Origin of the sequence: Nocardioides sp. (genome assembly GCF_036493135.1) — a bacterium.
GTDB lineage: Bacteria > Actinomycetota > Actinomycetes > Propionibacteriales > Nocardioidaceae > Nocardioides.
In genome coordinates this window covers 45283-71690 of sequence record NZ_DASXQG010000087.1, presented here as the reverse complement: position 1 = coordinate 71690, position 26408 = coordinate 45283, and the positions used below count along the sequence as shown (strand labels likewise).

Sequence of the window (26408 nt, the reverse complement as noted above, 5' to 3'; positions counted from 1 at the left end):
GCCCTCACACTGCCACCGTGGAGTTGTTCACGAGGTGGACCTGCAGCCAGCTGACGGCCTGGTCCCAGTAGCCGGTGATCAGCGCGAGCCCCACCAGGACCAGCATCAGGCCGCCGACCCGGGTCACCCACTGCTGGTGACGGCGGACGAACTGGAACGCGCCCAGAGCGCGGCGATAGGCCAGGGCCGCGACGATGAACGGCACTCCCAGCCCCACGCAGTAGACCCCCGCCAGTAGGGCGCCGCGGTTGGCGGTGCCCTCGTTGAGACCGAGGGTGATGATCGCGCTCAGGGTCGGCCCGACGCACGGCGTCCAGCCGAGCCCGAACAGGAAGCCGAGCAGGGGCGCGGCACCGAGGCCGACCGCGGGGACCGAGTGGACGCGCACGTCACGCTGCAGGAACGGCACGAGCCCGGCGAACGCCAGGCCGAGGAGGATCAGCACGATGCCGAGGACCACCTCGAGCTGGGTGCGCGAACGCACCAGCCAGGTGCCGACCGAGCCGGCGGTGAACCCGATCACGACGTAGACCACCGAGAAGCCGAGCACGAACAGGACGGCGCCGGCGAGCATCCGCCCCCGCCGGGCGTGCTCGAGGTCGGCGCCGGACAGGCCGGTCGCATAGGAGAGGTAGCCCGGCAGCAGGGGGATCACGCAGGGCGAGAAGAAGGAGACCAGCCCGGCGACCAGGGCCACCGGGATCGCCAGCACCAGCGAGCCGGAGAGAGCCTGGTGCTGGAACCAGTCACCCATGCACGATCACGTCCTGCACCATCTGGACCAGCGTCAGCTGCGACGGCACCGCGCCGATGATGCTCGCCGCGACGCGACCCTGCGCGTCGAGCACCACGGTGGCCGGGATGGAGTTGGGCGTCAGCGTCCCGGGGAACGCCAGCAGCGCCTCACCACCCGGGGAGTAGAAGGACGGCCAGGTGATGCCGAACTGCGACTCGAAGGTCTTCGGTGCGGCGGTTCCGCCGTCGCGGACATCGACACCGACGAAGTGGGCCCGGTCGCCGAGCTGCTGCTGGGCGCCGACCAGCAGCGGTGCCTCCTTGCGGCACGGCGGGCACCCGGCCCACCACACCGAGATCACGGTGGGCCTGCCCCGCAGCGCGGCCAGCGACAGTGGCTTGCCGTCGAGGTCCTTGCCCGTGAAGCCGACCGGCCGGCCCCGGTCGGCCACCGCGACCTCGTGGACGCCACCGTCTCCCTGGACGAAGTCCTTGCCGTCGGTGCCGTTGAGACCGTGGAGGGAGGAGCAGCCGCTCGCGGTCAGCAGGAACACGGCCGCCGCGACCGTCGAGAGCACGCGCCTGGACACCATCTACGGCTTTCTCGCCTCCGGGGCGTCGCCGGCCGAGAACGGCGCCAACTTGTCGCGGACCGGGATCAGGTCGCCGGCCGGCTCCGAGTAGCTGATCGTGGTCAGCTCGTCGCCGGTGAACTGCAGCGAGGTCACCGAGCACAGCGTGCACTGCCGCTTGCGCGGGTCGTGCAGGAAGGAGCGCTTCTCCAGCGAGAGCCGGGTGATCCAGATCGGCAGCTGGTGGGACACGATCGCGGCCTCGTGGCCGACCGCGGCGTCACGGGCATCGTGGACCGCGGCGATCATCCGCGCGACGACCTCCTTGTACGGCTCGCCCCACGACGGCTTGAACGGGTTGCGGAGATGGATCCACGTGCTCGGCTTGCGCAGGGCGTTGTCGCCGTGACCGAAGCGCTTGCCCTCGAAGACGTTCCCGGACTCGATCACGCGGGGATCGATCACGGGAGTGAGGGCCAAGGCCGCCGCCAGTGGCGCCGCGGTCTCCTGCGCACGCTCGAGGGGCGACGTACGGAGGTGGACGATGTCGCGGTCGCCGAGTGCGCCGGCGATGCGCTGGGCCATCTCCCGGCCGAGGTCGGAGAGGTGGTACCCGTCGCGGCGGCCGTAGAGCACGCCCTCGGGGTTGTGGACCTCACCGTGACGGATCAGGTGCACCGTGGTCTGGTCCTGGGTCCGGTCAGCCACGCGAAGCCTCCCGTGCGGCCGCGGCGGCGTGCGGCAGCGCCTCCAGAACCGTCGCCACGGCGTCGTCGTCGTGCGCGGAGGAGAGGAACCAGGCCTCGTACGCGGACGGCGGCAGGTAGACACCGTGGTCGAGCATGGCGTGGAAGAACGCGGCGTACGCCGCGGTGTCCTGGCGCTGGGCGTCGTCGTAGTCGCGGACCGGGCCGTCGGTGAAGAAGACCGAGAACATCGTGCCGGCGGACGAGATCGTGTGCGGCACTCCCGCGTCGGACAGGGCCTTGTCGGCGGCGTCCTTGACGGCGTCGCCGGCGGTGGTGACGTGGGTGTAGACGTCGTCGGTCGCGAGCCGCAACGTGGTCAGGCCGGCCGTAGCGGCGATCGGGTTCCCCGACAGGGTGCCGGCCTGGTAGACGGGTCCCAGCGGCGACAGCATCGCCATCACGTCGGCGCGGCCACCGAACGCCGCGGCGGGGAAGCCGCCACCCATCACCTTCCCGAAGGTCATCAGGTCGGGGGTCCAGCCCTCGAGCGCGCCGTCGAGGCCCCACTGTCCCTGGCGCGATGCACGGAAGCCGGTCATCACCTCGTCGCTGATGAACAGCGCGCCGTGCCGGCCGCAGGTCTGAGCGAGGAACTGGTTGAACCCCGGGTCGGGCGCGATCACGCCCATGTTGCCGGGTGCTGCCTCGGTGATCAGGCAGGCGACGCGGTCGCCCTCGTCGGCGAAGAGCGCGGCCACGGCGTCGCGGTCGTGGTAGGGCAGCACCCGGGTCAGCGCCGTGGCGGTCTCCGGGACACCCGGGGTGCCGGGTACGGCGAGCGTGGTGAGCCCCGAGCCGGCGGAGGCGAGGAGCGCGTCGACGTGTCCGTGGTAGCAACCGGCGAACTTCACGACGACGTCGCGACCGGTGAATCCGCGCGCCAGACGGATCGCCGACATCGTGGCCTCGGTGCCGGAGGAGACGAGGCGGACCTGCTCGACCGGCGTCCGTCCCACGATCTCCTCGGCGAGGTCGACCTCGACCTCCGTCGGCGCGCCGTACGACGTGCCGCGGGCGAGCGCGTCCTGCACGGCCGCCATCACCTCGGGGTGGGCGTGCCCGAGCAGCATCGGACCCCACGAGCCCACCAGGTCGACGTACTCGTGGCCGTCGACGTCGGTCATCCGGGCACCCGAGGCGGAGTGGATGAAGCGCGGCGTCCCGCCCACCGCGCGGAAGGCGCGCACCGGGGAGTTGACCCCTCCGGGCGTGACGGCGCTCGCGCGCGCGAACAGAGCCTCCGACCGGTCGTGAGTCACCGGGCCATTGTGGCCGAGGCGCCCAACCGAGCCGCAATCGAGGGTCTGTCCCGCTTGGCCGAAGTGGCCCACCCCACGCGTACCGACCCGTAACATCGAACGGTCTGGCTCGTTTAGACGGGGGTCAGGGAGGGAAACCTGCACCCCGGAGCCATGCTCCGTGGGTCGGTCGTCGCGAAGACCCCCTCCGGGTCGGCTCCACGAGGAGGAAGGGTCGATGGGCAGGTACGGACGCGCACAGAAGGCGTCGGCACTGCTGCCGCTGGCTGTGCTCTCGGCGGCGTGGACGGCCGGACTGGCCACCACCGGGTCCAACGCGTCGGCTGCTGCCGACTCGCAGACCCTGCCCGACGGCACCCGGGTGCCCGCGCAGGCGGTGCGGGCCCCCGCCAGCCTCATCCCGTCACACGGCCTGACCCGTGCCAACGCTCAGCAGGTGGAGTCCACCGCCTCGGCGAGCGGCATCCCCGAGGTGGCCCTCGCGGCGTACCAGCGCGCGGCCACCGTCATCGACGCCGCCGACCGTACCTGCCACATGCCCTGGCAGCTGGTCGCGGCCATCGGCCGGGTCGAGTCCGACCACGGCCGCGCCGACGGCAACGTGCTGACCGACCAGGGCATCGACAAACCCGGCATCCTCGGGCCGGTGCTGGACGGCACGCACGGCACCGTGAGGATCGCCGACACCGATGCCGGTCAGTACGACCACGACACGAGGTTCGACCGCGCGGTCGGCCCCATGCAGTTCATCCCCTCGACCTGGGCGATCGTGGGTGTGGACGCCGACAACGACGGCCAGCGCAACCCGCAGGACATCTACGACGCCGCGCTCGGCTCGGCCGTCTATCTCTGCTCAGGACCCGACGACCTCGCGACGACGGCCGGCCAAAGGTCGGCGGTGTACCGCTACAACCACAACCAGAGGTACGTCGACCTGGTGCTGGCCATCGAGCAGGCCTACCTGGCCGGCGACTACAGCTCGGTGCCGAACGGCACGACGACCACCGGGTTCTCCCTGGGCAACCCGCCGCTGGTGAGCAACTCCGTGCACCACGGCCGTCACCACCATGGCCACCATCACGGCAACCAGCCCCCGGGGACGACGCCCCAGCCGACGTCCGGGCCGACCGGCGGGCCGACGTCCGGGCCGACGTCCGGGCCGACGACCGGGCCGACCTCCGGTCCCACCCGCGACCCGAGCTCGTCCGCGACGCCTCCGCTTCCTCCGATCACGGTGCCCGGTGGTCCGACGCTCAGCGTGCCGCCGTTGCCCACGCCGACGGTCCTGACCACCGCAGAAGCGATCGTGCAGTGCCTCGCCAACGGCCTACTCCAGGGAACGAGCGCCTTCAACCAGTGCGTCTACGACCTCACGCACTGAGCAGGCGCGCAGCCTCCAGGGCCCAGTAGGTCAGCACCACGTCGGCGCCGGCACGCCGGATCGAGGTGAGCACCTCGAGGATCGCGCGCTCGCGGTCGATCCAGCCGTTCTCGGCGGCGGCCTCGACCATGGAGTACTCGCCCGAGACGTTGTACGCCGCCACGGGCACGTCGACCGCGTCGCGCACGCGGCGTACGACATCGAGGTAGCCCAGCGCGGGCTTCACCATCACGATGTCGGCCCCCTCGGCGATGTCGAGCAACACCTCGCGGACGCCCTCGCGGGCGTTGGCGGGATCCTGCTGGTAGGTCCGTCGGTCGCCCTGCAGTGATGAGTCCACGGCCTCGCGGAAGGGGCCGTAGAAGGACGAGGCGTACTTCGCGGAGTAGGCCAGGATTGCGACGTCGGTGTGGCCGGCGCCGTCGAGGGCACCACGGATCGCCGCGACCTGACCGTCCATCATCCCGCTGGGGCCGACCATCTCGACGCCCGCGTCGGCCTGGGCCAGCGCCATCTCGGCGTACACCTCGAGGGTCCGGTCGTTGTCGACCCGGCCGTCGGGGGTGAGGACGCCGCAGTGCCCGTGGTCGGTGAACTCGTCGAGGCAGAGGTCGCTCATCACGGTCAGCGCGTCGCCCACCTCGGCGACCACGTCGGTGATCGCGACGTTGAGGATCCCCGACGGTGCCGTCGCGCCGGACCCGAGCGCGTCCTTATCCTGCGGGATGCCGAACAGCATCACACCGCCGAGCCCGAGGTCGACCGCCTCGTGGGCAGCCTTCAGCAGGGAGTCGCGGGTGTGCTGGACGACCCCGGGCATGGTCGAGATCGGTCGCGGTTCGGTGGCGCCCTCACGGACGAACATCGGCAGTACCAGCTGCTCGGGCGCGAGCCGGGTCTCGGCGACCAGGCTCCGCAGACCCTGGGTCGTGCGAAGGCGCCGAGGCCGGGTGACCGGCCGCGGGACCTGCGCGCCGAGCTCGTCGGTCATCGCGACGAGGTGGCCTTGCTCTTGCGGGTGGCCGGCTTGCGCTCGGACGGCTTCGTGACCGGCAGGCCGGCCTCGAGCAGCTCCGCGCGGCGGGCGGCGCCGAAGTCGGCGAGCGCGTCGACCAGCTCATCGACGTCCGGCTTCGACGCGAGGACGTCGACCCGGAGCCCGTGGTCCTCGGCGGTCTTCGCCGTGGCCGGACCGATCACGGCGATGACCGTCGACGGGTGCGGCTTGCCGGCGATCCCGACCAGGTTGCGTACCGTCGAGGACGACGTGAAGACGACCGCGTCGAACTTGCCGCTCTTGATCGCATCGCGCACCGGCGCCGGCGGCGGGGCCGCGCGGACCGTGCGGTACGCCGTGACGTCGTCGCACTCCCAGCCGAGGTCGATCAGTCCGGCCACGAGGTTCTCGGTGGCGATGTCGGCCCGCGGCAGGAAGACCCGGTTGATCGGGTCGAGGAGCTCGTCGTACTCCGGCCAGTCCTCGAGGAGGCCGGCCGCGGACTGCTCGCCGCTGGGGACGAGGTCGGGCCGCAGACCCCAGTCGGCGATCGCGGCGGCGGTCTTGTCGCCGACGGCAGCGATCTTCAGGCCGGAGAAGGCACGGGCGTCGAGTCCGTAGTCCTCGAACTTCTCGCGGACCGCCTTGACGGCGTTGACGCTGGTGAACGCGATCCACTCGTAGCGACCCTCGACCAGGCCGCGGACCGCCTTGTCCATCTGCAGCGGATTGCGGGGCGGCTCGACCGAGATCGTGGGCACCTCCTCGGGCACGCCTCCGAAGCCACGCAGCCGGGCCGAGAGCGAGCCGGCCTGCTCCTTGGTGCGGGGCACCAGGATCCGCCAGCCGAACAATGGCTTGGTCTCGAACCACGACAGCGCGTCGCGCATCGCGACCACGTCGCCGATCACGGTGACGGCGGGCGGAGCCATCCGCGCCGCGCGGGCGTCGGCCGCGATGTGCTCGAGCGTCGAGGTGACGGTGTGCTGGTCGGTGGTGGTGCCGGTCCGTGTCATCGCGACCGGGGTCTCCGGATCGCGACCAGCGGCGACGAGCGCCTTGGCGATGTCGGAGATCGAGTTCACGGCCGAGAGCAGGACCAGGGTCTTGGTCTCGGCGTACCGACTCCAGTCGACCTTGTCGCCGGCGGTGACGACGGTGACCTCGCGGTGGTCCTTGGTGGTCAGCGGGATGCCGGCGTACGCCGGGACCGCGGCCGCCGACGAGACACCGGGGACGATCTCGAAGTCGAGACCGGCCTTGGCGCACGCCGCGGCCTCCTCGGGACCGGATGCGTAGACGAACGGGTCGCCGGTCAGCAGCCGGACCACGCGGGCGCCGCGCTTGGCCTGCTTGACCACGACCTTGGCGCGGGCCGCATGGGTCAGCGGCTGACCGTCTTCGCCGAACCCGCCGTCGACCAGCTCGGGACCGCCCTCGGCACCCTCGGGCAGACCGAGCAGGGCTCGGACCAGTGCCGGGTGCTCGGGACCCTCGGTGATCACGATCTCGGCCTCGCGGATGAGGTCGGCCGCACGCACGGTCAGCAGACCGGGATCACCCGGCCCGCTTCCGACGAACGCCACGCATCCGGGCTTGGCGGAAGTGGCCCGCGCTACCCGGGTCGGGGTCGCGCTGCTCACCGTGGTCTGGGACTGGGCCCTCTGGGCTCGCGTCATGCCTCTTGCCTCTCGCAGTCGGTCACCGGCTGCTCACGCGGTGTCATCGGCTGTGTCCTGTGCTGGATATCCGTCAGCTGTCCTGCCCCCTCGTCGAGCATCAGCCCGGCGAGACGGTTCCCGACGCCGCCGGCGTCGGCCGGGTCGCCGGTCGCGGACATCCGCACCGCCAGCGTCCCGTCGAGTGAGAGCGCGGCCGCTCGCACCCAGAGCTCTTCTCCCTCGTCGCCCTCGACGACCTCCGCGAGGACTCCGATCGGGGCCGCACACCCGCCCTCGAGCGTCGCCAGCACGGCACGCTCGGCGGTGACGGCGGCCCTGGAGTGGGCGTCGTCGAGGACGGCCACGTCGTGCATCAGGTCGTCTCCCTCCCGTGTCTCGACGGCCAGCGCGCCCTGCCCCGGGGCCGGCAGCATCTGAAGCGGGTCGAGAACCTCGGTGGCCTCGTCGAGGCGAGCGAGGCGGGCCAGCCCGGCGCGGGCGATGACGACCGCGTCGTACACACCCTCACGGACCTTGCGGATCCGGGTGTCCACATTGCCGCGGATGTCGGCGATCTCCAAACCGAGGCCGAGGGCGTGCAGCTGGGCGGCCCGACGCGGAGAGCCGGTGCCGATCCGGCTGCCTGCGGGGAGCTCGCCGAGCGTCAGCCCGTCGCGGGCGACCACCACGTCGCGCGGGTCCTCGCGGAGAGGTACGGCGGCGAGCGTGATGCCGGCGGCCGGCTGGGTCGGCAGGTCCTTCAGCGAGTGCACCGCGACGTCGATGCGGTCCTCCAGCAGCGCCTCGCGGAGCGCGCTGACGAAGACTCCGGTGCCGCCGAGCTGCGCCATCGGCTGGGCGACGCGATCTCCTTCGGTGGTGATCTCGACCAGCTCGACCTCGCGGCCGAGAGCCGAGGTCAGGCGCTCGCCCACCCAGCGGGACTGGGTGGTGGCGAGCACCGAGGCGCGGGTGCCCAGGCGGATCGGCCCGGTCACGACTCGGCTCCCGGGTGGCCCGGCTCGATCGGCCGGGTCATGGCGTCGACCGCCTCGGGGTCGAGGGCGAACAGCTCGGCCAGGGCGGTGGCGTAGGAGACGGCGTCGCGGTCGCCGAGCTCCTTGGCCCGGATCGTCGGCTGGTGGACCAGCTTGTCCGCGACCCGGCGCAGGGTGTGGCGCAGCTCGGCACGCGTGGCCTCGTCGAGGCCGGGCAGCCTCCGCTCGATGCGGTCCATCTCGGACTCGACGACACTCGTGGCCATCGAGCGCAGGGCCACGACGGTCGGAGTCATGCTCGCGTGCCGACGCGCGGAGAGGAAGGCCTCGACCTCGCCGTTGACGATCGTGCGGACCGCCTCGACCTCGGCACCGGCGTCGGAGGCACGGAGCTCGTCGACGAGGTCGGCGAGGGTCACCAGGGAGACACCCGGCAGGTCCGTGACGGACGGGTCGATGTCATGGGGCAGCGCGAGATCGACCAGTGCGATCGGGCCTGGCGCGGCGGCGACCGCGTCGCGGGTGACCAGCACCCCGGACGCACCGGCACAGGCGACGACGATGTCCGCCCCGGCGACCTCGGTGGCGACCGCGGTCAGCGGCGCCCAGCGCACGCCGTACTCGGTGGCGAGGCGCTCGGCGCGCTCGGGCGTGCGGTTGATGACGACGACCTCTGTGGCGCCGCGGCGTACGACGGTGGCGACGCTCAGAGCGGACATGGCACCGGCACCCACGACGGCGACCCGGCGTCCGACCAGGTCGCCGGCTGCCCGGTCGAGCGCTGCGGAGACCAGGGTCGGGGCCGCCCGGTCGATGCCGGTCTCGGCGTGGGCGCGCTTGCCGACCCGAAGGGCCTGCTGGAAGAGCGTGTTGAGGACCGGGCCGACCGAGCCCTGCTCCTGGCCGATGCGCAGCGCGTCGCGCGTCTGGCCGAGGATCTGCGCCTCACCGACCGCCATCGAGTCGAGACCGGCGGCGACCCGGAACAGGTGGGAGACCGCGCCGTCGTCGTAGTGGACGTAGAGGTTCGGGATCAGCGACTCGACGCTCCCGCCCGCTGGCTCGACCAGGCGTTGGGAGATGTCCTCGACGCTGCCGTGGAAGCGGTCGACCGCGGCGTAGATCTCGAGCCGGTTGCAGGTCGCGACGACGGCAGCCTCGGAGACGTGGGGGTAGGCCAGCACGTCCTCGACCAGCTTGGCGGCACCGTCGGGGTCGACGGCGAGGCGCTCGAGGAGCGCGATCGGAGCGGAGCGGTGGGAGATGCCCACGACCAAGGCCGTCATGCGGTCTCCTGGGTCGCTTTGCGCTGCTCGTGGTAGGCGAGCACCTGGAGCTCCTTGGAGAGGTCCACCTTGCTGACCGCGACGTGGTCGCCGACGTTGAGCACGGTGGGTGCGAAGTTCAAGATGCTGGAGATCCCGGCATCGACCATCTGGTCGGCGACGTCCTGGGCGGCGGCGGCCGGGGTGGCGATGACACCGATGGCGACGCCGTGCTCACGCACGATCGCCCGCAGGTCACTGAAGGGGCGTACGACGACGCCCGCCACGACCTCGCCGTGCCGTTGGCCGTCGGCGTCGAGCAGGGCGACGACGCGGAAGCCGCGGCTGCGGAACCCGGAGTAGTTCGCGAGCGCGTGGCCGAGGTTGCCGATCCCGACGATTACCACGGGCCAGTCGCGGGTCGCCCCCATCTCGCGGGCGATCTGGTAGCGCAGGTAGTCGACGTCGTACCCGACCCCGCGGGTGCCGTAGCTCCCGAGGTAGGACAGGTCCTTGCGGAGCTTGGCGCTGTTGACGCCGGCGGCCGCGGCGAGCTCCTCGCTCGAGCAGACCGTGGTGCCCGCCTCCGACAGCGTGGTGAGCGCCCGCAGGTAGACGGGGAGTCGGGCCACGGTCGCCTCGGGAATCTCCCGGGCGGTGTCGTGGGACGTCCGTGCGGTCAAGGCCTTCGTCTTTCCAGCCGCCGGACACGGAGGTCGAGCCCTGAGGTGGGACAGGACCGGCCCGAGCGGCGTCGTTCACTGTAGGAGTTTGTGAACGCGAGAACAAAATCGGTACGACGGGCTCGTGCTGAGGTCGTCAGGCGTAGCGGTGACTCTTGGCGGAGTGCCCCGCCTCGCGGGTGCACGTACGCCCGCTGATCGCGCGATGGCCGCACAGCTCCCCACCCGCGTCGGTCTCGGGGAGGTCGGCCGGAGGCAGGACGGGGTGAGTCGGCCCGGCCTGGGCGCCGCGGGCCTTGGCCTGTTCGTACCGGGCCTCCCGCATCGCCCGCAGGTTGTCCATCTTGCTCATCGTCGCGTCACACCGGCGACCCTACGGCCGGACGCCGACAGTTCTGTGTGGGCGCGCGTCAGTCGCGTGGGCGTGCCGGGACGAGGTGGATCTGTCCCGAAGGTGAGGTCCAGCGGTAGCTGCCGTCGGGCCGGCGTCGGTAGTGCCAACGGCCGAAGGTCTTGGCGCGATGGTGGCCTCGGCAGAGCGGGGCGAGCTTGTCGGGGTGGGGTCTGACCGCTGTCGTGGGAGAAGGTGCGTACTGCCCAGTGCAGGGTTGCCTATGCGCGCGCGAGCCTGGCCAACGCGTTCATCGACGAGATGCGCCGAGCGCACCGGCGCCGAGAGTCTCTGCCAGTGCACGTGATGCCCGCCGATCCGGTCAGCGACGATCCGGACGTCGACCTGCGGCGCACCATCCTCGACGCCCTCGCGACCCTCGGGCCACGACAGCGGGCGGTGGTCGTGCTACGGCACTGGCACGACCTCGACGTCGAGCAAACCGCGCGGCTGCTCGGCTGTTCACCGGGAACGGTGAAGTCGCAGAATGCACGAGCACTGGCACATCTGAGGCACGCCCTCCGTGTGGTCGACCATGACACCGTCCGGGAGCTGGGCTGATGGACGATTCCACCCGCGTCAAGCGCGCACTCGAACACGTCCTGCCCGAGAACGCCGTCACCGCCGACCCCTACGACGACCTCGCCCGCGCCCGCACCGCTCTCCGGGCTCGCTCGCGTCGACGCTTCCGGATCGGGCTCGGCGCACTGGCTCTGGCGACGATCGCGGGGGTCGGTGTGGACGGTGTGCTCAACCGGGCGGCGCAGCCCGAGAACACGACACCGTCGGTCACCTCGGGGTCGATCGAGCTGCTGGCGACGACGTTGCACGCGAAGCCGTACTCCTTCGATCTGACGCCCCGGGGATGGTCGGTGCAGTCGCAGAGCCCGTACGCCGTCACGATCGTGCCCGACGACGGCTCCACGTCACCTCACCCGAACGACTTCGTCGGCAAGCTCGTCATCACCTTCGACCACAATCCGCTGAGCGGTCAGCTCGTGGCCGGGAGCGGCCGGCAGGTCTGGATCCACGGGGACTCGGGTTACACGACCCTTTCGATGAGGACCGTGGCCGGTGAGCCGGCAGGCGTGGTCCGGATCCAGTACCCCGACAACGCCGGCTGGGACCGCTCGGCGATGGTGCGGTTCCTGCGCAGCGTTCACGTGGGCGCCGGCGCGAGAGCCTCACTCGGCTGAAGCGGGTCAGGTCAGCGCGGCCCGGAGGCGGGTGGGGTCGACCCGCCAGTAGTCGTGCTGCCGTCCGTCGACGAAGGTGACCGGGACCTCGTGGCCGAAGCGGCGCTCGAGGTCGGCGTCGTCGGCGATGGAGATCTCGTCGTACGACTCCCCCAGCTCGGCACAGACCTGCTCGATCAGCACCCGCGCGTCGTCGCAGAGGTGGCAGCCGGGGCGGGTGTAGAAGGTGACGCGGGACGTCATTCGAGCAGCCCGAGCTGCCGACGCCGCTCCATGCCGCGAAGCCGGCCCTTCTGCACCTTGCCGGTGACCGTCAACGGCAGCTCGTCGACGACCTCGATGCGCGAGGGTTGCTTGAACCGAGCCAGGCGTACGGCGCAGTGGTCGCGGACCGCGGCGGCGACACCCTCTGCCCCGCCGGTCGGTACGACGTACGCAACGACGGCCTCGCCGGTCGCCGGGTCCTCGACGCCGATCACCGCGGCCTCGGCGACGCCGGGTACCTCGCGGATGACGTCCTCGACCTCGACCGGATAGACGTTGAAGCCGGAGACGATCACCAGCTCCTTGAGCCGGTCGACCAGGAACAGGTCGCCCGAGGCGTCGAGGAAGCCGACGTCGCCGGTGCCCCACCAGCCGTCGGCGTCGGGGCCGCCGTCACCGTCGGGCCAGTAGCCGCTGAACACGTTGGCGCCGCGAATCCAGATCTCACCCGGGTCGTCGCCCTCCGGAGGGACACCGACCTCGTCGACGAGCTTGATCTCGATGCCGGGCAGCGCCGCACCGACCGAGCCGCTCTGGAGCTCGACGCTGCACAGCGTGCTGGTGACGATCGGCGCGGCCTCGGTGAGGCCGTACCCCTGGTGGACCGGGATGCCGGTCGCCTCGGTGAACTGCTCCTTCAGCTCCGGCGAGAGCGGGGCCGAGCCGGACAGCATCAGCCGGACCGGGCCGAGGCGCTCGCGCAGGTGCTCTTCGGGCATCCAGTACGCGAAGACCGGTGGCGCGACCGGCACGACGCTGACCGCCTCGTCGTCGATCAGGTCGAGGGTCGCCTGGGGGTCGAAGTGCTCGACCAGCACGAGCTTGGCTCGGTGGCGCAGCACGCCGCCGAGCACGGCGTTCAGTCCGTAGATGTGGAACAGCGGCAGCACTCCGAGCACGACGTCGTCGCCGTGGATCATGGGCGGCTCGACCTCGGCGGCCTGATCGATGTTGGCGATCAGCGCGCGGTGGGTGAGCATCGCCGCACGCGGCCGGCCCGACGTCCCGCTCGTGTAGAGAAGGCAGGCGAGCTTGTCCGGGTCGGGCAGCGGAGGAACGGGCCGCGGCGCCGAGGCACGCAGCGCGTCGTACGCCTGCTCGCCGTCCTGGGGCTCGGCACCGACGACGTACACACGGGGGTCGTGCGACCGTTCGACGAGGTCGGTGTCCAGCTCGTCGGTCTCGCCGGCGCGGGACGCCCGCACCAGTCGTACGGCGTCCCGCACCGTCGCGATCGTCTCCGAGTCCGCGATCACGAGCCGCGACCCCGAGTCAGCGATCATCCGCGCGAGCTCACCGGACGTGGCGCGCGGGTTCACGGGGACGGCGACGACCTGAGCGCGCAGCACGCCGAGGTACGCCGTGACGAACTCGATGCGGTTGCCCATCGCGACCAGCACCCGCTGGCCGGCCACCAGCCCCGCGGCGCCGAGACCGGTCGCGATCCGCGCGACCTCGTCCTCGAGCACACCCCAGGTGACGCTGCGCCCACCGGACTCCACGACGGCCAGCATCTCCGGGCGGTCGAGAGCCGCGTCGGCCACGAGCGAGGACACGTCGTGGGTGGGCATGCGGGCAAGGATCGCACAGCACGAACGCCTTCCCACCCCCTAGTGTTCGACCCGTGACTCCCGAGAAGAGCCGCAAGCCGCTGAACCTCCGACAGCGCTCGACTCTCGCCGGTGAGGCCGCTGCCGCGGCCGCCGAGGTGGAGACCGCACTGGCCACTCCGGCCGATCCGACGGCAGCCGCGTTCTTCGACGTCGACAACACCTTGATGCAGGGCGCGAGCATCTTCCACCTCGCCCGAGGGATGCATCGGCGCAAGTTCTTCACGACCCGCGAGATCGCCTCGGCGGCCTGGAAGCAGGCCTACTTCCGGATCGTCGGCGTCGAGGATCCCGACCACGTCGCACAGACCCGCGTGAGCGCCCTGTCGTTCATCTCCGGCCACACGGTGAAGGAGCTGGAGGACCTCGGCGAGGAGATCTTCGACGAGGCCATGGCCCACCGCATCTGGCCGGGCACCCGCGCGCTGGCGCAGATGCATCTCGACGAGGGCCAGCGCGTCTGGCTGGTGACGGCCGCGCCGATCGAGATCGCCCGGATCATCGCCCGCCGGCTCGGACTGACCGGCGCCCTGGGCACCGTCGCGGAGCACGTCGACGGCGTCTACACCGGTCGGCTGGTCGGCGACATGCTGCACGGTCCCGCCAAGGGTGAGGCGGTGCGGGCCCTCGCCGAGCGGGAGGGGCTCGACCTCGCCGCCTGCTCGGCGTACTCCGACTCGTACAACGACCTGACCATGCTCTCGCTGGTCGGCGACCCGTGCGCGGTCAACCCCGACGCCCGGCTGCGGGCCTACGCCAAACGTCAGGGCTGGCGGATCCGCGACTACCGGACCGGCCGGAAGGCCGCCAGAGTCGGGCTCGTGGCCGCCGCAGTCGCAGGAGCCGCGACCGGAGCCGTCGCCGCGGGTGCCGCCGTACGTCGCCGCCGGTAGCGGTGTTCCGCGTTTTCGTCACAGCGGGTTACACCTGCGGCGTCTCGCACTTACCATGAAACTGCGCCAACCCCCTGGTGCTCGGGAGGGACAAACAGCCATGACGTGGGCCCACCACGACACGGCACGCGGACTCGACGACCTGCGCGCCGCTGTGCTCGGCGTCCTCGACCTGCGACCCCAGCCGGCCGGGGTCCCGTCCTGGATGCTGCTGAGCGAGGCGACGGTCGCCGGCGGGCCGTCGTCCGGAGGCGGCTTCGACGACTCCGACCAAGCCGCCTCCTCGGAGGACTCCGAGGCTGACCGCGCCCGGCTGATCGCCCTCGTCGAGCTCGCCCGCGGCGGGGACAGCGAGGCGTTCGGGCAGCTGTACGACCACTACCAGGGGTCGGTCTACCGGTTCGTCTACTACCGCACGCGGTCGCAGACCCTCGCCGAGGACCTCACCTCCGAGACCTTCCTGAGGGCCCTGCGCAACATGAGCGGGTTCCGGTGGCAGGGCAAGGACTTCGGCGCCTGGCTGATGACCATCGCCCGCAACCTGTGCACCGACCACTTCAAGGCGGGCCGTACCCGGCTCGAGCAGACCACCGAGGACATGGGCGCCCACGACGACGCCACCGAGGGACCGGAGAACGCGGTCATGGCCGGGCTCACCAACGAGGTGCTGCTCGACGGGCTCCGGCAGCTCTCCGACGAGCAGCGCGACTGCCTGATCATGCGCTTCCTCCAAGGCCTCAGCATCGCGGAGACCGCCGAGGTCCTCGGCCGCAGCGAAGGGGCGATCAAGCAGCTCCAGCTCCGCGGCGTGCGCAACCTCGCCAAGCTCGTGCCGGCCGGGTGGCGCGATGAGTAGACCCGCTCGGGACCTTGGTCCCGTAACCCGCTGCGAGGGCCGCTCGTTGAGCGGCGTGTCAGGCACACGCCGCGACACTCCCGACCAGCATCGAGGTTCATCGTGACCAGGGGGCGACGCGCTCAGCAGTTCCAGGAGCTTGTCGAGGACAGCTCGACGGGAGGCGCACGCCTGCCCGAGTACGCCGACCTCCTCGACGTCGTGGGTGCCCTCCGCGCCGTTCCCGCACCTGTCGCCGACCCGGTGTTCGTGGCCGCCCTCCGAGACCGGCTGCTGGCCGAGGCCGAGTCCGTGCTGATCGCCGCGGCCGCCGAGCGCGACGACACCGACGCCCGGCTGCGCCTGCGGCCCACCACCCCCCAGACCCGGCGCCGGCACCGTCGGCTGGCGGCCGTGGTCAGCGGCGTCGCGCTCGTGGGTGCCTCCGCGACCGTGGCTGTGGCCGCCCAGAGCGCCCTGCCGGGCGACGGGCTCTACCCGGTCAAGCGCGGCCTGGAGAGTGCTCACGCCGAGCTCACCTTCGACCGCGGCGACCGCGGTCGGGTCCTGCTCGGCAGCGCCGGCACCCGCCTCGACGAGGCACAGGAGCTCAGCCGCGAGCACGCCGACCCGGCCCGGATCAACGAGGCACTCGACGCGTTCTCGCAGCAGGCGATCGACGGCTCCGACCTCCTGGTCGCCGACTACGAGGCGACCGGCGACCGGTCGTCGATGACCGCGCTGCGGGCGTTCACCGCCACCAGCATGGATCGGCTGAAGGTGTTGCAGTCCGAGGTCCCGCCCCAGTCTCTCGACCCGCTCCTGCAGGCCGCCCAGGTGCTCGACCAGGTCCAACAGACCTCGCTCCACACCTGCCCGTCCTGCCAGGGTCCGGCGATCACGTCGGTGCCGAGCGTGCTCGTGCAGGCGACCCAGGCGACCGTTGACTCCTGGCTGGTGGCGGCCCCGAAGCCACGTCACCACGGCCCGCTGCAGCAGGGCTCCGACGGCGGCCCGCAGCTGCCGCAGATCCACGGTCAGCTGCCGCCGGCGAGCGTCACCGACCCGGGCACCTCCAGCACCGACGACCCCGGCGACACCACCCAGTCGCCGACCGCCGGCGACGTCCAGCACACCGTCCAGCACCTCACCGACGGGCTGACCCACGGTCACCAGAACGACGTGGCCTCGACGGTCACCGACACCGCGACCAACCTCCTCGACGCGGTGGGTCAGGCCGGCGATCAGGTGGCCGGCGTCCTCGGCGACACCGTCGACGGGGTGGGCAGCCTGCTGCCCCTCCCCTGACGTACGGCGTACGGCGTACGGCGTCAGCGCCAGACCGAGGTCCGCTCCATCAGCAGCGAGTACAGCGACTGCTGGATGGTTTCGCGCACCTGGTCGGTCACGTTGAACACCAGCATCGGGTCGTCGGCCGACCCCGCGTCGTACTCGTCGGTGCGGATGGGCTCGCCGAACTCCATCAGCCACTTCGAGGGCAGGGGCACCAGCCCGAGCGGACCGAGCCACGGGAACAACGGCGTGATCGGGACGTAGGGGATGCCGAGCAGCCGGGCCAGCGAGGGGACGTTGCCGACCAGCGGGTAGATCTCCTCGGCACCGACCACGGACAACGGCACGATCGGGACACCCGTGCGCACGGCCGCCGCGACGAACCCACCCCGCCCGAACCGCTGCAGCTTGTAGCGCTCGGTGAACGGCTTGCCGATGCCCTTGAACCCCTCGGGCCAGACTCCGACCAGCTCGCCGCTGGCCAGCATCCGCTCGGCGTCCTCGTTGCACGCCAGCGTCGCGCCGCCCTTGCGCGCGAGGCTGCTGATCAGCGGCATCCGGAACACCAGGTCGGCCCCGAGGGGACGCAGGAACCGGCCGGTCTGCTCGTGGATGGTGAACATCGTCATCAGGCCGTCGACGGGCAGCGTGCCGGAGTGGTTCGAGACCACCAGGGCGCCCCCCTCGGACGGGAGGTTCTCGACGCCGCGGGCCTCGATCCGGAACCACTTCTCGGCAATCGGCCGCAGGCTGGCCAGCAGGAGCTTCTCGGCGACCTCTTGGTCGAAGCCGTACTCGTCGACGTCGTACTCGCCGGTCAGCCGGCGACGCAAGAATGCCAGGAGTCGCGCCAGCTGCGGCTCCCAGTCGTCGCCGAACACCTGGGTCGCCCCGGTCTGGAACGCCGCCAGCCACTCGCCCGGCGTGATGCCCGCCATCGGAGCACGGTCCTGCGTCGTCGTGGCCGGGCGCTCGGGCCGGGACTCGGGCTCCGGCGCCAGCGTCGGCCCGCGTCGCGCAGCCGCCTTCGCGCCGCCGGCCAGTGTGCGGGATGCCTTCGACGGGCGCGCACTGCCCGTGCCACGGCCGGGCCGGCCGCCGGTGCCGATCGGGATGATCTCGGCGTCACCCATGGCCTGCTCCCGTCGTCGCGGGATCGGGCAGGGCCGACGCGAGCCCGTCGAAGACGCGCTCGACCGGGCTGGCCGACCGGCCGGTCGACGCGGCGAAGTCGGCGAACGCCTGCTCGGTGGTGAACGTCGGCTCGAAGCCGAGCTCCGCACGCATCCGGGAGGTGTCGATGCCGCGGCCGAAGGTGAGGAACCCGAGCTGCTCTGGCGAGAAGTCGGCCATCCTGGCGGACTTCAGCACCGCGGCGACGCCGCCCACCGCCGGCCGCACCAGCGGGACGGTGGGCTTGCGGAGTCGGCGTACGGCCTGCGACAGCAGCATCACGCCGTCGCCCGCGACGTTGAACGTGCCGGGCACGTCGGTGTGGACGCAGTGCGTGAGGACGCTCATCAGGTCGGTCTCGTGCACGAACTGCAGGCGCGGGTCGAAGCCGAGGACGGTCGGGATCACCGGGAGCCGGAAGTACGACGTGATCGGACTCAGCACGTGGGGGCCGAGCACGTTGGCCAGCCGGAGCGTGGTCACCCGGACGTCGGGGCGACGCCGGGCGAAACCGCGGACGTAGCCCTCGATCTCCGCGACGTCCTTGGCGTAACCGGAGCTGGGCTCGCGGCGCGGACCCATCTCCTCGGTGAACATGGCCGGGTCGCGGCTGCTCGCGCCGTACACGGTCGAGGTGGACTTCACGACGAGGTGGCGGATGCTCTCGGACTTCTGGCAGGCCGCGAGTAGCTGCATCGTCCCGATGACGTTGAGCTCCTTCATCGTGCCGCGGCCGCCGGCGGTGCCGGGCGTGGCGATGACGCTCATGTGGACGACGGTGTCGACGTCCTCCTTGGCGATCACCTTGGCGATCACGGGGTTGCGGATGTCGGCTCGGACGAACGAGACGTCGCCGATGTCGCCACGTGGCGGCACGGCGTCGACGCCGACCACCCGGGCGACGTCGGGCTCAGCGGCCAACCGTCGCGCGAAACGGCGTCCGAGGTCTCGGGAGACCCCGGTGACGAGCACGACCTTCGTGTCGGCGCCCACGGTGTTCCCCGGAGGAGGGGTCTACTTCCCGAGCTTGCGTCGCTGGACGCGCGTCTTCTTCAGCAGCTTGCGGTGCTTTTTCTTCGCCATCCGCTTACGACGCTTCTTGATGACCGAACCCACGAATACCTCTTCCGACCGACCTGTCCGGGATCCCGGACCTGCCGGGACGACCCCGTCAGCCTAACGGCCTGCGGGTGAGGCGAGGAATTCGGCGCAAACTACCGGAGGGCTGCTCCGGTCTGGGTGGGTACAGCGGATGTCAGCCGGCGCTGTAGAAGCTCTTGCGGAGGTACTCGTTGACGTCCTCCTCGGTCACCCGGAACGAGCGACCGACCCGCACCGCGGGCAGGTCACCGCCGTGGACCAGGCGGTACACCGTCATCTTGGACACGCGCATCATCGCGGCTACTTCGGCCACGGTCAGGAACTTCACGTCGGAGATGTCTCCGGGCTCGTGGGCAGGCATCGCAGGCACCGTCTCTCTTGGCAGGCACGCACCGGCTTCCCCTCCGGTGACCGACGTCCCGCGCTTTCGTTGGTGAGAATAGGGCCTCATGTGACTCATGGGGAAGGAAATCCCTATAGAAACTCACGATACCTACGCGTGTCGAGTTGAAACGGACGCCAATTTTACCGTCCTGAACCGTCCGGAAGGGTCACGGGAGCGGGTCCAGGCCGTGCCGCGGGAAGATCTCCTCTCGGGTGGCCAGAATGGACCGGTCGAGCCAGGTCGCCGGGTCGTAGCCCTCCGACCAGTCCCGGTACGCCGGGTCGCGACCGTCGGTCATCACCGACGGCGCCGTCCGGCCGAGGGCCTGCCGCACGTGGGTGCGCCATGACTCGGGGACCGCCGTGCCGGGCTCGAGCGGCTGCCCGGCGACCACGGCGAGCAGGTGGGTCCAAGCGCGCGGGACCACCTCCACCAGGGCGTAGCCGCCTCCACCGGTCGCCACCCAGCGACCTCCGGCGACCTCGTGGGCGAGGTCGTGGAGGGCGAGGTACGACGCGCGCTGCCCGTCGACGCTGAGCATCAGGTCGGCGAGCGGGTCGTCCCGATGGCTGTCGCAACCGTGCTGGGTCACCAGTACGTCGGGCGCGAACTCGCGGACCAGTGGCGGCACGACCGCGTGGAAGGCCCGCAGCCAGCCGGCGTCCGACGTACCGGGTGGGAGTGCGACGTTGACGGCGCTCCCGGCGGCGTCGGGGCCGCCGCAGTCCTGCGGAAAGCCGGTCCCCGGGAACAGCGCCTGGCCGGTCTCGTGCAGCGAGATCGTGAGCACCCGCGGGTCGTCGTAGAAGATCCGCTCGACGCCGTCGCCGTGGTGGACGTCGACGTCGACGTAGGCCACCTTCTGCACGCCCTGGGCGAGCAGCCAGCGGATGCCGACAGCCACGTCGTTGTAGATGCAGAAGCCGCTCGCGCTGTCGGGCATCGCGTGGTGCAGGCCTCCGCAGATGCTGACGCTGTGCAGGCTGTCGCCGCTCCACACCTGGCGAACGGCCTCGACCGTGGCGCCGACCACGTGGGCGGCCGCGCGGTGCATGTCGTGGAACACCGGGTTGTCGTCACTGCCGAGCCCGTGGGTCGGTTCGAAACCGATCGGGTCGGCACCGGCGCGCTTCACCGCCTCGATCAGCCCAGGCTCGTGGACGGTGGCGACCAGCTCGTCGTCGGCCACCGGCGCGGTGACCGTCCGCAACCCGTCGAGCACCCCGAGGTCGCCGGCCAGACGCATGGTGAGGTCGACCCGGATCGGGGACATCGGGTGGCTCGGCCCGAAGTCGTACTCGGTCAGCGTCGGATCGAAGACCACCGTCGCGGGACCCGAACACGCTGGCATGCGCTTCACGCTACCGGTAGCCTGGGGTCGTGCTTCGGAACCAGAACCTCTGCTGGTGGCCCGCCTGACGGCGGACCCCCGATCGAGCACACCCTCTTTCCACGGCCGCCCACGGGCGGCCGTTCTTCGTGTCCTCCGCTTTGTCGAGACCTCCGCCCGTGGGCCCCCACACAGGAGCCCACCATGGACCGCAACCTCTCGCTCATCACCCCGACCGGGCGGCTGACGCTCGGCAACCACCTCGGCGCGCTGCGTCGCTTCGTGGAGGCGCAGGACGCCGCGTCGTCGCCCGACGACTGCTTCTTCGGGCTGTGCGATCTGCACGCCCTGACCACCCCGCAGGACCCGGCCGAGCTGCGGGCGACCATCACCGAGATGGCGACCCTGTTCCTCGCCGCGGGACTCGACCCGTCGCGGGTCACGTTGTTCCGCCAGAGCCGGGTGCCGGCGCACCGCGAGCTGTCCTACCTGCTGGAGTGCACGGCGTACACCGGCGAGCTGAACCGGATGATCCAGTTCAAGGAGAAGGGACGCGGCGTCCCGTCCACGCGGGTCTCGCTGTACACCTATCCGGCGCTGATGGCGGCCGACATCCTGCTGTACCGGCCCTTGGTGGTGCCGGTCGGCGACGACCAGCGCCAGCACGTCGAGCTCACCCGCGACCTGGCGATCCGGTTCAACCACACGTATGGGCCGGTCTTCGTGGTGCCCGAGGTGCGGACGCCGGCCGCGGGCGCTCGGGTGATGGACCTCCAGGACCCGGCGAAGAAGATGTCGAAGTCGATCGCGAACGACGCAGGCGTGATCCGGCTGACCGACGCACCCGACGTCGTACGCCGCAAGGTCGCGCGCGCGGTCACCGACTCCGACACCGGGCCGGACGCGGTCCGCTCCTCGGAGGACAAGCCGGGGGTGACCAACCTGCTCGACATCCTCACCGCGTGCGGAGGATCTGCGGACGGGATCACGACGTACGGCGCCCTCAAGTCGGCGGTGACCGAGGCGGTGGTCGCGACGCTGGAGCCGTTGCAGAAGGCGTACGTCGAGCTCGCCGACGACCCGGCGTACGTGGCCTCGGTCTTTACGTCGGGCTCCGAGCGGTGCCGGGAGGTGACGGCGTCGGTGCTCGCCGACGCGACGGCGGCGATGGGGCTATGACGTCGGTGGCGTGTAGAGCCATGCCCGGTTGACGGGCTCGGCACCGTCGGCTCCGTAGTCGGTGCCGCCGAACGCCAGCAGCTCCCCGGCGGCCCAGGCTGCCGTCACCCCCTCGTCCTGGGCGCCGTCGGGTCGCGGCAGCGTCCAGGCGCGGCCGTGGGACACGTCGTAGACCAGACCCCAGGAGGCGGCCCACGGTCCCGGACCGACGGCGTTCGGCGACCACGGGTCAGGCGGCGTCTCGAGGGCCGAGTCCGGGAGCGGGCTCGCCTGCCCGGTGGACGGGTCGAGCGTGCCACCGAGGGAGACGCCGGGAAGCATCCGGTCCATCCCCTGGTGCTGGTAGGAGTCGAAGTCGACCATCCGGTCGCCCGCCCAGACCCAGTCGTTGCCCTCGATGTGCGTCATCGGGAAGCGACGCCACGACCTCCCGTCGTACAGGTCGGCGGTCACCCCGTCGCCGGTCTCCGGGCCGTTGATCGCGAGCTGCCCGATGACGACGGGCCCGTCCGGCGTTGCGGTGATCCGTCGCTCGGTCATCGGGGGCTGACGCGAGTCCCCGGGCAGCAACGTCCAGCGGAACGAGCGCACGTCGTACACCGCGACCCGGCGGCCGACCAGGGCGTAGACCTTCGACCCGTACGCCGACGGCAGGTCGCGCACGCCGCGCGGGACGTTCCCGATCCGCGACCAGCGGTTGTGGTCTGGCTCGTAGGTGAACCACCGCGACCCGTGCTGCTGCCAGTGACGCAGCACGACCACGCCGTCCGCCGCCAGCAACCGGTCGCCGGGACCGACCGGAACGGGCGCGGACGCGATCCGGTGCCAGCTGTTCGTCGCAGGGTCGTACGCCGCACCGTCGCGCAGCTCCACATCCGCCTTGACGCAGCTCGCGTTCGGCGGGCAGGGATCGGTTGAGCCGCCGAGCACGATCACCTCGCGGCCGGTCCACACGGACTCGGCGTACGCACGCGGCGACAACGGGGCGGCCGGGAGCTCGCGCCAGTGACCGACGTCGTGCGAGGGGCCGACCGACACCCTCCCGGTCCCGACGAGGGTCCCGCCGACGGCGACGGTCACGATCGCCACCGCGGCGGCCCCCACAGCCAGCCGGCGACGCGCGCGCAGTCGCGCGCCGGTACGACGAGCCACATCGACGTCACCGCCCGACGGCTCGAGCGCGCCGAGTCGCTCGGCGTACGTCTCCCGCAGCTGCTGCTCGACGTCCATCACAGCCCCTCTCCGGCTCGGCTCGGGTGGTCCACCCGGGTGCGCAGGGTGGCCAGGGCAGCCGACGCCTGCGACTTCACGGTGCCCGGGCGGCAGCCGAGGACGTCGGCGATCTGCTGCTCGCTGAGGTCCTCGTAGTAGCGCAGCACGAGCACCGCCCGCTGGCGGGGCGGCAGCGACGAAATCGCCCGCCACAGCTCGTCGTGGGCGAGCGCGACGTCCGGGCTCCCGGCATCCGCGCGCTCCGGCGGCTCGTCGCTGGTGATCTCGTGCCGACGGCGGGCGAGACGACGGTCGTTGAGCACCTCGTTGACGGCCATCTTCCGGAGATAGGCCACCGGAGCCTCCATCTGCGAGATCCGGCGCCAGCTGCGGTAGGCCTTCGCGAACGCCGTCTGCACGGCGTCCTCCGCGACACCGAGGTCACCGGAGACGGCGTACGCCGTGCGCACCAGGCGCGGCCACAGCGCGGCGTACACCTCGTCGTACTCCGGCACCGTCATCGCACCTCCCCGTCTCGCTCGCACCTCAGGAACGTCGACGGGCGGACGTTCGGTTCGGTTCCGGGATCACGGTGAGTGGATCCAGGCCCGGTTGGTCAGCACCCGCCGCAGTCCGTCGTACGACGCTCCCCCGAACACCACGAGTCGGCCACCGGCCCAGACCTGGGTGCTCCCGTAGCGCGCCGCGGGGGTGGGGCCCACGGGCGTCCGAGCCAGGCTGGCGCTTCGCAGGTGGGAGAGCCGGTGCCAGCGCAGGCCGTCCCAGCGGTCGGCGAGAAGCCGATGCGGGTGATCGGCGGCGTACCCCGTGATCACGGTGCCGGATGGGCTCGCGGTCACCCTGCGGCCACGGAGCGCGGGCCGGAGTCGGTCGGCCGGCAGCGGTGTCCACCGATCGAGCTGGACGCTGTAGACGACGACGTGACGCTCGGAGATGGCGTACACCTCCGAGCCGAGCGCGGACGCGACCGACAGGTGCGCGGGCAGGTGTCGCATCCGGGACCACAGGTCGATCCTCGGGTCGAAGCGCCACCAGGCCGCGGACCGGCCGGGCCGGGCGTGCCGCAGGACGGCCACACCCGCTGCGGCCACGGCGTGGTCCCGGTCCGTGACCGCGACCGGCATCCGCAGATGGCGCCACATCCCGGTCCGGAGGTCGTACGTCGCGCCGTCGCGCAGCACGGACCCTTGCCGTCCTCCGAGCACGAGCACCCGGTGGCCGACGTGGACGCCGAGCGCGTCGGTACGCGGAGACAGGGGTGGCGTGGCGAGCTGCTGCCACCGTGCGAAGACGTGCGCGGTCACCGGCTGGTCGCTGCCCGACAGCAGGACCACGCCGACCGCCGCACCGAGGAGTGTCGCGAGCGTCAGGGTCACGGCCCGGGTCAGCCTCGGACGGAACATCGGAGCCTCCTCGGTCAGGAGACTAGACCGGCAGGACCGCCCGACGCGCCCCGGTCAGGAACCCTCGGCGAGCTCGGCCGAACGATTGCGCGCGGCCTCCATGGCTGCCAGGAAGGCCGCTCGGACCTTGTGGATCTCGAGCTCGCGGAGCGCGGCGGCGGTGGTGCCGCCGGGCGAGGTGACCTGCTCGCGCAGCACGGTCGGATGGGTGCCTGTCTCGCGCAGCATCTTCGCCGACCCGACCAGCGTCTGGACGACCAGCTCGGTCGCCGTGGCCCGCGGCAGTCCGAGATGGACGCCGGCCTCGATCATCGACTCGACGACGAAGAACACGTACGCCGGGCCGGTCCCGGAGATCGCGGTCACCGCGTCCATCTGCTTCTCGGGCACCCGGAGGACCTGACCGGTCGCGCCGAGAAGCCCCTCGGCGATCGCGAGGTGTTCGTCGTCGCAGTGGGAGCCGGGAGCGATCGCGGCCATGCCCTCGTCGACGAGGGCCGGCGTGTTCGGCATGACCCGGACGACCGGGACGCCGTCCGGCAGCCGCGACTCGAGGAACGACGTGGTGATGCCGGCCGCGAGTGAGACGACGAGCTGCCCGGGCCGGACGGCGGGCCCGATCTCGTCGAGCAGGGCGCCCATGTCCTGCGGCTTCACCACCAGCGCGATCGTGTCCGCACGCTTGGTGGCGTCGAGGTTGGAGACCACGGAGACGGCGTACTTCTCCTCGAGCTCGCGGGCCCGCTCGGGACGCTTCTCGCCGACGAGGAGCTCGGCGGGAGGGCGTCCGGCGCGGACCAGTCCCGAGAGGAGGGTCTCGCCCATGACGCCGGCGCCGATGATCGCGGTGGTGCTCACGGGCGACATCTTTCTCGTGGCTACTTCTTGGAGACCAGGGACCGGACGAAGAATGTCAGGTTCTGCGGCCGCTCTGCGAGGCGTCTCATGAGGTATCCGTACCACTCGGTGCCGTAGGGCACGTAGACGCGCATGGTCTCGCCGGCCGCCACCAGTCGGCGCTGCTCCTCGGGGCGGATGCCGAAGAGCATCTGGAACTCGTAGCTGCCGGCCGCGCGGCCGTTGCGGCTCGCCAGCGAGGAGGCGATCCGGATCAGCCGTGGGTCGTGGGTGGCGATCATCGGGTAGCCCTGTCCGGCCAGCAGGACCTTGAGGCAGCGGACATAGGACTTGTCGACCTCGAGCCGGCTCTGGAAGGCGACCTCGGCGGGCTCGTCGTACGCTCCTTTGCAGAGGCGGACCCGCGAGCCTTCGTAGGCGAGGGTGCGGCAGTCGGCCTCGGTGCGGTGGAGGTAGGCCTGGAGGACGGCTCCGGTCTCGGGGAAGTCCTTGCGGAGCTCGCGCAGGGTGGCCAGCGTCGCGTCGGTGGTGGTGTGGTCCTCCATGTCGAGCGTGACGGTGGTGCCGGCGTTGCGTGCGGCGCGGCAGATGGTGCGGGCGTTCTCCAGCGCGATCTTGTGTCCCTGCTGCGGGATCGCCTGGCCGATGGCCGACAGCTTGACCGACACCTCGGCCCACCTGGTCAGCCCGCGCACGGAGAGGGCGCCGAGCAGGTCGAGATAGGCCTGGACGGTCGCGTCGGCCTGGTCGGAGTCGAGCGTGTCCTCGCCGAGGTAGTCGAGGGTGACCCGGAGGTGCTCGTCGACCAGGCCGGCCGTCGCGTGCACGGCGTCCGAGGTGTCCTCGCCGGGGACGTAGCTCCGGACGATCCCCGCAGAGACCGGCATCGTGCTGACCAGGCGCTTGATCCGGCCGCTGCGTGCGAGCAGCAGCAACGGCTGGCGGAGGAGCGGCATGGCGACAG

At 71.5% G+C, this 26408-nt stretch carries 29 protein-coding genes; 7 read left to right on the top strand and 22 right to left on the bottom strand.

Translation table 11 applies throughout. The features are described from left to right. Positions 1–4: 4 nt before the first annotated feature. From VGJ24_RS16345 to hemL, 4 genes are read right to left on the bottom strand one after another with little or no spacing between them, the layout of a single operon-like run. A complete protein-coding gene (locus VGJ24_RS16345) occupies positions 5–754 on the bottom strand; it encodes a cytochrome c biogenesis CcdA family protein (protein ID WP_331501698.1) in 750 nt (249 codons plus the stop codon). Next, positions 747–1328 (bottom strand): TlpA disulfide reductase family protein, encoded by a 582-nt coding sequence (locus VGJ24_RS16340; RefSeq protein WP_331501697.1) that lies wholly within the window; start codon positions 1326–1328, stop codon positions 747–749. Before VGJ24_RS16340 ends, VGJ24_RS16345 begins: the two co-directional genes overlap by 8 nt. Then, entirely contained in the window at positions 1329–2015 is a 687-nt protein-coding gene (locus VGJ24_RS16335) for a histidine phosphatase family protein (protein WP_331501696.1), read from the bottom strand. It abuts the gene before it with no gap. After that, entirely contained in the window at positions 2008–3315 is a 1308-nt protein-coding gene (gene hemL, locus VGJ24_RS16330; protein ID WP_331501695.1) for a glutamate-1-semialdehyde 2,1-aminomutase, read from the bottom strand. Before hemL ends, VGJ24_RS16335 begins: the two co-directional genes overlap by 8 nt. Before the next feature lie 217 nt (positions 3316–3532). On the opposite strand from hemL, the gene VGJ24_RS16325 reads away from it, so the two are divergent. Beyond that, on the top strand, positions 3533–4696 hold the full coding sequence (locus VGJ24_RS16325) for a hypothetical protein (protein WP_331501694.1): 1164 nt from the start codon (positions 3533–3535) through the stop codon (positions 4694–4696). On the opposite strand, the gene hemB is transcribed toward VGJ24_RS16325, so the two are convergent. The 6 genes from hemB to VGJ24_RS16295 form a co-directional block, all read right to left on the bottom strand. Beyond that, positions 4686–5687: a porphobilinogen synthase gene (hemB, locus tag VGJ24_RS16320; protein WP_331501693.1), complete on the bottom strand. Its 1002-nt coding sequence runs from the start codon at positions 5685–5687 to the stop codon at positions 4686–4688. The two genes, VGJ24_RS16325 and hemB, sit on opposite strands and share 11 nt — an antisense overlap. Further along, positions 5684–7372, bottom strand: a complete 1689-nt coding sequence (locus tag VGJ24_RS16315; RefSeq protein WP_331501692.1) for a uroporphyrinogen-III synthase — start codon at positions 7370–7372, stop codon at positions 5684–5686. Before VGJ24_RS16315 ends, hemB begins: the two co-directional genes overlap by 4 nt. Then, positions 7369–8352: a hydroxymethylbilane synthase gene (gene hemC, locus VGJ24_RS16310; RefSeq protein WP_331501691.1), complete on the bottom strand. Its 984-nt coding sequence runs from the start codon at positions 8350–8352 to the stop codon at positions 7369–7371. The genes VGJ24_RS16315 and hemC overlap by 4 nt, the downstream gene beginning before the upstream one ends. After that, entirely contained in the window at positions 8349–9638 is a 1290-nt protein-coding gene (locus tag VGJ24_RS16305; protein WP_331501690.1) for a glutamyl-tRNA reductase, read from the bottom strand. The genes hemC and VGJ24_RS16305 overlap by 4 nt, the downstream gene beginning before the upstream one ends. Next, positions 9635–10300 (bottom strand): redox-sensing transcriptional repressor Rex, encoded by a 666-nt coding sequence (locus tag VGJ24_RS16300; RefSeq protein WP_331501689.1) that lies wholly within the window; start codon positions 10298–10300, stop codon positions 9635–9637. Before VGJ24_RS16300 ends, VGJ24_RS16305 begins: the two co-directional genes overlap by 4 nt. A 136-nt stretch (positions 10301–10436) precedes the next feature. Continuing rightward, positions 10437–10652, bottom strand: a complete 216-nt coding sequence (locus VGJ24_RS16295) for a hypothetical protein (protein ID WP_331501688.1) — start codon at positions 10650–10652, stop codon at positions 10437–10439. A gap of 234 nt (positions 10653–10886) precedes the next feature. Here VGJ24_RS16295 and VGJ24_RS16290 point away from each other — a divergent pair, with 234 nt between their 5' ends. Together VGJ24_RS16290 and VGJ24_RS16285 are read left to right on the top strand one after the other, a co-directional pair. Then, entirely contained in the window at positions 10887–11252 is a 366-nt protein-coding gene (locus VGJ24_RS16290) for a sigma-70 family RNA polymerase sigma factor (RefSeq protein WP_331501687.1), read from the top strand. Next, on the top strand, positions 11252–11887 hold the full coding sequence (locus tag VGJ24_RS16285; protein WP_331501686.1) for a hypothetical protein: 636 nt from the start codon (positions 11252–11254) through the stop codon (positions 11885–11887). The genes VGJ24_RS16290 and VGJ24_RS16285 overlap by 1 nt, the downstream gene beginning before the upstream one ends. A 6-nt stretch (positions 11888–11893) precedes the next feature. Here VGJ24_RS16285 and VGJ24_RS16280 read toward each other — a convergent pair whose 3' ends face one another. Together VGJ24_RS16280 and VGJ24_RS16275 are read right to left on the bottom strand one after the other, a co-directional pair. Then, positions 11894–12130 carry a glutaredoxin family protein gene (locus VGJ24_RS16280; RefSeq protein ID WP_331501685.1) on the bottom strand — a complete coding sequence of 79 codons (237 nt, stop codon included), beginning with the start codon at positions 12128–12130 and terminating at the stop codon, positions 11894–11896. Further along, positions 12127–13722: a class I adenylate-forming enzyme family protein gene (locus VGJ24_RS16275; protein ID WP_331501684.1), complete on the bottom strand. Its 1596-nt coding sequence runs from the start codon at positions 13720–13722 to the stop codon at positions 12127–12129. The genes VGJ24_RS16280 and VGJ24_RS16275 overlap by 4 nt, the downstream gene beginning before the upstream one ends. Positions 13723–13775: 53 nt before the next feature. Here VGJ24_RS16275 and VGJ24_RS16270 point away from each other — a divergent pair, with 53 nt between their 5' ends. The 3 genes from VGJ24_RS16270 (at position 13776) to VGJ24_RS16260 (ending at position 16797) form a co-directional block, all read left to right on the top strand. Further along, complete coding sequence (locus VGJ24_RS16270; protein WP_331501683.1) at positions 13776–14654, top strand: HAD-IB family hydrolase; 879 nt, start codon at positions 13776–13778, stop codon at positions 14652–14654. A gap of 100 nt (positions 14655–14754) precedes the next feature. Continuing rightward, complete coding sequence (locus VGJ24_RS16265) at positions 14755–15510, top strand: sigma-70 family RNA polymerase sigma factor (RefSeq protein ID WP_331501682.1); 756 nt, start codon at positions 14755–14757, stop codon at positions 15508–15510. A gap of 102 nt (positions 15511–15612) precedes the next feature. Further along, positions 15613–16797, top strand: a complete 1185-nt coding sequence (locus tag VGJ24_RS16260; RefSeq protein ID WP_331501681.1) for a DUF5667 domain-containing protein — start codon at positions 15613–15615, stop codon at positions 16795–16797. Between the two features lie 23 nt (positions 16798–16820). Here VGJ24_RS16260 and VGJ24_RS16255 read toward each other — a convergent pair whose 3' ends face one another. The 5 genes from VGJ24_RS16255 to VGJ24_RS16235 all read right to left on the bottom strand — a co-directional run bounded on the left by VGJ24_RS16255 (position 16821) and on the right by VGJ24_RS16235 (position 20792). Next, on the bottom strand, positions 16821–17915 hold the full coding sequence (locus VGJ24_RS16255) for a lysophospholipid acyltransferase family protein (protein WP_331501680.1): 1095 nt from the start codon (positions 17913–17915) through the stop codon (positions 16821–16823). Then, complete coding sequence (locus VGJ24_RS16250) at positions 17908–18948, bottom strand: NAD-dependent epimerase/dehydratase family protein (protein WP_331501679.1); 1041 nt, start codon at positions 18946–18948, stop codon at positions 17908–17910. The genes VGJ24_RS16255 and VGJ24_RS16250 overlap by 8 nt, the downstream gene beginning before the upstream one ends. 21 nt (positions 18949–18969) lie before the next feature. Beyond that, the gene (locus tag VGJ24_RS16245) at positions 18970–19071 is read right to left on the bottom strand and encodes a 30S ribosomal protein bS22 (protein WP_008356322.1); all 102 of its coding nucleotides are present in this window, start codon (positions 19069–19071) and stop codon (positions 18970–18972) included. Between the two features lie 139 nt (positions 19072–19210). Then, complete coding sequence (locus tag VGJ24_RS16240) at positions 19211–19417, bottom strand: helix-turn-helix domain-containing protein (protein WP_331501678.1); 207 nt, start codon at positions 19415–19417, stop codon at positions 19211–19213. A 190-nt stretch (positions 19418–19607) separates the two neighbouring features. Then, positions 19608–20792 (bottom strand): acetoin utilization protein AcuC, encoded by a 1185-nt coding sequence (locus tag VGJ24_RS16235; RefSeq protein WP_331501677.1) that lies wholly within the window; start codon positions 20790–20792, stop codon positions 19608–19610. Between the two features lie 183 nt (positions 20793–20975). On the opposite strand from VGJ24_RS16235, the gene trpS reads away from it, so the two are divergent. Beyond that, positions 20976–21950, top strand: a complete 975-nt coding sequence (trpS, locus tag VGJ24_RS16230) for a tryptophan--tRNA ligase (protein ID WP_331501676.1) — start codon at positions 20976–20978, stop codon at positions 21948–21950. Here the strand turns inward: trpS and VGJ24_RS16225 are convergent. The 5 genes from VGJ24_RS16225 to VGJ24_RS16205 form a co-directional block, all read right to left on the bottom strand. Continuing rightward, on the bottom strand, positions 21945–23180 hold the full coding sequence (locus VGJ24_RS16225; RefSeq protein ID WP_331501675.1) for a hypothetical protein: 1236 nt from the start codon (positions 23178–23180) through the stop codon (positions 21945–21947). The two genes, trpS and VGJ24_RS16225, sit on opposite strands and share 6 nt — an antisense overlap. Next, complete coding sequence (locus tag VGJ24_RS16220) at positions 23180–23683, bottom strand: SigE family RNA polymerase sigma factor (RefSeq protein WP_331501674.1); 504 nt, start codon at positions 23681–23683, stop codon at positions 23180–23182. Before VGJ24_RS16220 ends, VGJ24_RS16225 begins: the two co-directional genes overlap by 1 nt. 66 nt (positions 23684–23749) lie before the next feature. Beyond that, positions 23750–24586, bottom strand: a complete 837-nt coding sequence (locus VGJ24_RS16215; RefSeq protein ID WP_331501673.1) for a hypothetical protein — start codon at positions 24584–24586, stop codon at positions 23750–23752. 54 nt (positions 24587–24640) lie between these two features. Continuing rightward, a complete protein-coding gene (gene proC, locus VGJ24_RS16210) occupies positions 24641–25453 on the bottom strand; it encodes a pyrroline-5-carboxylate reductase (RefSeq protein WP_331501672.1) in 813 nt (270 codons plus the stop codon). Positions 25454–25464: 11 nt separating this feature from the next. Further along, positions 25465–26400: a proline dehydrogenase family protein gene (locus VGJ24_RS16205; protein WP_331501671.1), complete on the bottom strand. Its 936-nt coding sequence runs from the start codon at positions 26398–26400 to the stop codon at positions 25465–25467. Between the last annotated feature and the right edge of the window lie 8 nt (positions 26401–26408).